At 72.1% G+C, this 4,102-nt stretch carries 5 protein-coding genes; 3 read left to right on the plus strand and 2 right to left on the minus strand.

Translation table 11 applies throughout. The features are described 5' to 3' along the window. Positions 1 to 59: 59 nt before the first annotated feature. Positions 60 to 671: a response regulator transcription factor gene (locus tag ACFU99_RS35740; RefSeq protein WP_003948568.1), complete on the minus strand. Its 612-nt coding sequence runs from the start codon at positions 669 to 671 to the stop codon at positions 60 to 62. A gap of 396 nt (positions 672 to 1,067) precedes the next feature. Between ACFU99_RS35740 and ACFU99_RS35745 the strand changes: the two genes are divergently transcribed. Then, entirely contained in the window at positions 1,068 to 1,382 is a 315-nt protein-coding gene (locus tag ACFU99_RS35745) for a WhiB family transcriptional regulator (RefSeq protein ID WP_384400407.1), read from the plus strand. Between the two features lie 140 nt (positions 1,383 to 1,522). On the opposite strand, the gene ACFU99_RS35750 is transcribed toward ACFU99_RS35745, so the two are convergent. Then, positions 1,523 to 2,434, minus strand: coding sequence for a LysR family transcriptional regulator (locus tag ACFU99_RS35750; RefSeq protein ID WP_384400410.1), 912 nt, complete (start codon positions 2,432 to 2,434; stop codon positions 1,523 to 1,525). Between the two features lie 80 nt (positions 2,435 to 2,514). Between ACFU99_RS35750 and ACFU99_RS35755 the strand changes: the two genes are divergently transcribed. Beyond that, entirely contained in the window at positions 2,515 to 3,234 is a 720-nt protein-coding gene (locus ACFU99_RS35755) for an MOSC domain-containing protein (protein WP_384400413.1), read from the plus strand. Beyond that, the gene (locus ACFU99_RS35760) at positions 3,231 to 4,004 is read left to right on the plus strand and encodes an SDR family NAD(P)-dependent oxidoreductase (RefSeq protein ID WP_384400416.1); all 774 of its coding nucleotides are present in this window, start codon (positions 3,231 to 3,233) and stop codon (positions 4,002 to 4,004) included. The genes ACFU99_RS35755 and ACFU99_RS35760 overlap by 4 nt, the downstream gene beginning before the upstream one ends. Positions 4,005 to 4,102: the final 98 nt, after the last annotated feature.

Below are 4,102 nucleotides of genomic sequence, written 5' to 3' on the forward strand. Positions count from 1 at the left end.
GCACCACCCGGACGAGTGGTGCGCGCCGCGACCTCACAACGCCGCACGCCGCATCGGTCTCAGCGGACCAGACCCCAGCGGAATCCGAGCGCCACGGCGTGCGCCCGGTCGGATGCGCCGAGCTTCTTGAACAGCCGGCGCGCGTGCGTCTTGACCGTGTCCTCGGAGAGGAAGAGCTCACGTCCGATCTCCGCGTTGGAGCGGCCGTGGCTCATACCCTCCAGCACCTGGATCTCGCGCGCGGTCAGGGTCGGCGCGGCGCCCATCTCGGCCGACCGCAGTCTGCGCGGGGCGAGCCGCCAGGTGGGGTCGGCGAGCGCCTGTGTGACGGTCGCGCGCAGCTCGGCGCGCGAGGCGTCCTTGTGCAGATAGCCGCGGGCCCCGGCGGCGACGGCCAGCGCCACCCCGTCGAGGTCCTCGGCCACCGTGAGCATGATGATGCGGGCCCCGGGGTCCGCCGAGAGCAGCCGCCGTACGGTTTCGACGCCGCCGAGGCCGGGCATCCGCACGTCCATCAGAATCAGGTCCGAGCGATCGGCGCCCCAGCGGCGGAGGACTTCCTCGCCGTTGGCCGCCGTCGTCACACGCTCGACACCGGGCACGGTCGCCACCGCACGGCGGAGCGCCTCTCGGGCAAGCGGGGAGTCGTCACAGACGAGGACGGATGTCATGGCTGTCCTCCGCGGCTCTCACAGCTGCTGCGCGTCACCTTGAGCCTCCAGGCTGGTACTGATCGTCACCTGCGCGATCGACGCGCTCGGACATCTGCCCGAGTCCTTAATCCGTCAACCGCCTCGCACTCTCAACGACGGTCACCCGAAAGAGTTACGGGCTCGGGCGACCGCCTTCAGCAGTCCACGCGAGGGGGCCGACATGGGGCACGCCACGCCCGGCCCGGCCACCTCGCCTTTACCCTATGCCCCATTTGCCCATCTTCTTGGATTTTTCTTCCATTTTGGAGGTGTCTATGGCTAGATTCGCAATGAGTCATATTTACATCTGCTTACACGGCGGATGTACGGTCATGGGCAGTGCGTCCGGATCAGAACGTTCCGAGGGGATAAGCAATGGCAGATTTCTCCCGCCTTCCCGGTCCCAACGCCGACCTGTGGGACTGGCAGCTCCTGGCCGCGTGCCGGGGGGTCGACAGCTCTCTGTTCTTCCACCCGGAGGGAGAACGCGGCGCCGCTCGCAGCGCCCGCGAGACCTCGGCGAAAGAGGTGTGCATGCGCTGCCCCGTGCGCTCGGAGTGCGCGGCGCACGCGCTCGCCGTACGGGAGCCCTACGGCGTCTGGGGCGGCCTCACCGAAGACGAGCGCGAGGAGCTCATGGGCCGCGCCCGGCACCGCGTGATCGCGGCCTCCGGCGCGACGGCCGTCTGACGACGGCACGCCCCGAGCCCCGGAAGAAACGTTCATCCGCCATCCGGTCGAACCGAATCGGCACGCGGGCCCGGCCGCACACGGAACCGGCGGTACGTGGGCCCGACAGTACGCGGAACCGGCGGTACGAGCCCCCTTCCTCAGCGGGTCCCAGCCGTGGCCAAGCGGTCCAGCATGGCCGCGACCGCGGGGACGCGGTCGAGGTCGGGGAGGGTGAGGGCGACGATCTCGCGTTCCACGGCAGGCTCCACACGGACCGTGCGGGCGCCCTTGGGACGGAGCGTCTCCAGCGCCAGCTCGGGCATCACCGCCACCCCCATACCGGCTCCGACCAGGCCGAACACCGCCGGGTAGTCATCCGTCGCGAAGTCGATCCGCGGCGTGAAACCCGCGCTCTCGCACACCCGCTCCAGATGGCTGCGGCAGCGCGGGCAGCCGGCGATCCAGGGCTCGTCGGCCAGGTCGCCGACGGCGATCCGGTCCGCGTCGGCGAGCCGGTGCCCCTCGGGTACGACGCCGACGAGCCGGTCCGTCAGCAGGTGGCGTACGACCAGGTCGTCCCACTCCGCGTCGGCTGACGGGTCCGCGCCGCGGACGTCCGGGTAGCGGAAGGCCAGCGCGATCTCGCAGTCGCCCGCGCGCAGCATCTCCACCGAGCGCGGCGGCTCGGCCTCGACCAGCGAGATGCGGGTGCCCGGGTGCGCCGCGCGCATATCGGCCAGCGCGGTCGGCACCAGCGTCGAGCTGCCGCTGGGGAAGGAGACCAGCCGCACCCGCCCGGCCCGCAGCCCGGCGATGGCCGCGACCTCCTCCTCGGCGGCCGTCAGCCCGGACAGGATGCCGGTCGCGTGCCGCACCAGCGCCGCCCCGGCCTCGGTCAGGCGCGTCTCGCGGCCCGTACGGACCAGCAGCGGCGTGCCGGCCGACTGTTCCAGGGCCTTCATCTGCTGAGAGACGGCGGGCTGGGTGCAGCCCAGTTCGCGGGCCGCGCCGGAGAGCGAGCCCGTGGCGGCGACAGCGCGCAGCACCCGGAGATGTCGAGCCTTGATCATACTGCGAGCATAAGGCCGTCTTGGGGGTGGCCGAAAATATTCGCACACCGCTTTGGGACGCTTCGTCTACGCTGCTGCCCATGCGTCTGCTCACCGTGAATTCCGGCCGACCGAGGACCGCCGACTACACCGACTGGGACGGCGGCACAGGCATCGACAAACGCCCCGTGGACGGCCCGGTGGCGGTGGCGGCGCCCGGCCCCAAGGGCACCGGGGGCAGCGGAGTCGCCGGGGACGCCGTCTGCGACCGGCGCCACCACGGCGGCGACGACCAGGCCGTATACGCCTACGCCCGCGAGGATCTCGACTTCTGGGAGCGGGAGTTGGGGCGCGAGCTGGCGCCCGGCACATTCGGCGAGAACCTCACCACCGCCGGGATCGACGTCACCGGCGCGCTCGTCGGCGAGCGCTGGCGCGTCGGCCCGGACCTGCTGCTGGAGGTGACCTCGCCGCGCATCCCCTGCCGTACGTTCGCGGGATGGCTCGAAGAGAAGGGCTGGGTACGGCGGTTCACCCTGGCCGGAGTGCCCGGCGCGTATCTGCGGGTGCTCGAACCCGGCGAGATCCGCGCCGGCGACCCCGTCGAGATCGTGCACCGGCCCGACCACGATGTGACGGTCGCCCTCCTCTTCCGCGCGGTCACCACCGAGCGCGAACTCCTGCCGCGCGTACTGGCCGCGGGCGACGCCCTGCCCCCGGACGCGCGGGAGAAGGCCGTCAACTACGTCGCCCGCGAGGCCGGGGACGACGGCGGAGCGGGGAGCGGCGAGGGCTCGCCGGGCACTAACGTTCGCGTATGACGACTGCACTGATCACGGGAGCGACGGCCGGCATCGGCGCCGCCTTCGCCCGGCGCCTGGCCTCCGACGGGCACAACGTGGTGCTGGTGGCGCGCGACCCCGAGCGCCTGCGCGACCAGGCGACCGAACTCCACGACCGGCACGGCGTGGAGGCGGAGGTGCTCCGCGCCGACCTCTCGCAGGACGAGGGGATCGCCGCGGTCGAGGAGCGCGTCACGGACCGTACGCACCCGGTGGACCTGCTGGTGAACAACGCCGGGTTCGGCAACAAGGGCAACTACCTCGACGTGCCGATGGCCGACGAGCTGACCATGCTCAAGGTGCACTGCGAGGCGGTGCTGCGGCTGACGAGCGCGGCGGCGGCCTCGATGCGCGAGCGGGGGCGCGGCGGCGTGGTGAACGTCGCGTCGGTGGCGGCGTTCGTGCCGCGCGGCACGTACGGGGCGAGCAAGGCGTGGGTCGTCCAGTTCACCCAGGGCGCCGCGCGGGACCTGGCCGGGAGCGGGGTGCGGCTGATGGCGCTCTGCCCCGGTTTCGTACGGACCGAGTTCCACCAGCGGGCGGGCATGGGCACCGACAACATCCCGGACTGGATGTGGCTGGACGCCGACAAGCTGGCCGACGCGGCGCTGCGGGACCTGGCGCGCGGCAAGTCGCTGTCCGTGCCGGACCCGCGGTACAAGGCGCTGACGAGCCTGGCGAAGCTCGCGCCGCGCGGCGCGCTCTCGCGGGTCACGTCGTCCACGGGCCGCAAGTACGGACCGCGGTAGTCCGCTCGGACGGTACGGGCATACGGACCGCGGTACTCCGCTCAGGCCGTACGGGCACACGGACCGCTGTAGTCCGCTCCCGCCGCACGTACGTACGG

Source organism: Streptomyces sp. NPDC057654 (genome assembly GCF_042800135.1).
In the GTDB taxonomy this organism is placed as follows: domain Bacteria; phylum Actinomycetota; class Actinomycetes; order Streptomycetales; family Streptomycetaceae; genus Streptomyces.

Coding starts and splice junctions, on each gene's coding strand:
- ACFU99_RS35740 (WP_003948568.1), bottom strand. CDS start 671: ATGACATCCGTCCTCGTCTGTGACGACTCCCCGCTTGCCCGAGAGGCG.
- ACFU99_RS35745 (WP_384400407.1), top strand. CDS start 1,068: ATGGCAGATTTCTCCCGCCTTCCCGGTCCCAACGCCGACCTGTGGGAC.
- ACFU99_RS35750 (WP_384400410.1), bottom strand. CDS start 2,434: ATGATCAAGGCTCGACATCTCCGGGTGCTGCGCGCTGTCGCCGCCACG.
- ACFU99_RS35755 (WP_384400413.1), top strand. CDS start 2,515: ATGCGTCTGCTCACCGTGAATTCCGGCCGACCGAGGACCGCCGACTAC.
- ACFU99_RS35760 (WP_384400416.1), top strand. CDS start 3,231: ATGACGACTGCACTGATCACGGGAGCGACGGCCGGCATCGGCGCCGCC.